Genomic DNA, 1,122 nt, shown 5'->3' on the forward strand with positions numbered 1-1,122 from the left:
GAGTGATCAGCGCAACGGATGAATACTCAGATAGCGTATTCTCTGTGATGGACGGATCACGTCGGTTTGAAGTCGTTGAGCACTTGTCGAACGCGGAGCTGGACCAAGCGATCGATGACGCCCAGAAGGCGGACGAGACGCATCTCGTCCGGCGACTCTGCTTCGTGAAGAACCTCTATGAAGGCAAGACCCAACAGCAGGCTGGAGCAGCTGTCGGCGTCTCTCAGCCGACGAGTAGTCGCTGGGCACGCGCGTGGAATCATAACGGGATCGAGGGGCTACGCCCACGCTTCGGCGGCGGTCGGCCGCCGAAGCTCACCCCGGCACAGTGGGACGAGTTCTGCGCAGTCCTTGAACAGGGCCAACCGTGGACGCCACGCGAGATTCACGCACTCATCGAACACCGCTACGGCGTTACCTACCACCCGACCCATCTCGCCCGAAAACTGCGGGCCTCGGGCATGCACTACGCCAAACCACGGCCGATGGACCCCCGCAGTCCCGACGATGCAGAGGCGATTCTCGCCGAGCGCCTGTCCGAGGCGCTCGGCGAGGACACAGACAAAGACGAAAAGGAGGACGAAGACCCTGTCGTGCTGGGATTTTTTCGATGAGGCGTGGCCACAGCCGTTCGAGAACTCTCAGCGGATGTGGTCGTACGACCGCACCGTCCAGATAGAGAAACCGTTAGTAACGGTGCCGTGGCGGTCGATTGGCTTCTATGCGTTGACTGGCCGGAGCGTGATCACGTACAAAGAGCGGTTAATCAAGGAAACGATCGTTGAGGCGCTTGAAGAGATCCGCGAGCAGAATCCGCGGGGTCGGATTCTGCTCGTGGCCGATAACTACGGCTCGCACCACGCGAAGCTCACGCAGAAACGGGCCGACGAACTCGGCATCGAGTTCGTCTTCATCCCGCCGTACTCACCGACGCTGAACGCGATCGAACCGCTGTGGAAAGACCTCAAGCGCGAGATTTCACCAACCATCTTCGAGGGGAAAGACCACTTCAGAGAGTTCGTCACCGAGACGTTCCTTCGGCTGAGTCACAAGCTTAGCTTCGCTGTTGACTGGATCGAGACGTTTCTTCCCAACAATATTCAGAGGTTACAGTGATCACTC

2 protein-coding genes are annotated in these 1,122 nt (G+C 59.0%); both read left to right on the forward strand.

The genetic code is table 11. From position 1 onward, the window contains the following. The coding region (locus Hhyl2_RS22345; RefSeq protein ID WP_483552992.1) for an IS630 family transposase at nt 1-614 on the forward strand (614 nt) is incomplete at its 5' end. A 34-nt stretch (nt 615-648) separates the two neighbouring features. Next, nucleotides 649-1,116, forward strand: a complete 468-nt coding sequence (locus tag Hhyl2_RS22350) for an IS630 family transposase (protein WP_483551635.1) — start codon at nt 649-651, stop codon at nt 1,114-1,116. Nucleotides 1,117-1,122: the final 6 nt, after the last annotated feature.

Source organism: Haloarcula sp. H-hyl2 (assembly GCF_056934385.1).

What these genes read in the sequence shown, in the direction of transcription:
- Hhyl2_RS22350 (WP_483551635.1), top strand. Translation starts at nt 649, where the DNA reads ATGTGGTCGTACGACCGCACCGTCCAGATAGAGAAACCGTTAGTAACG.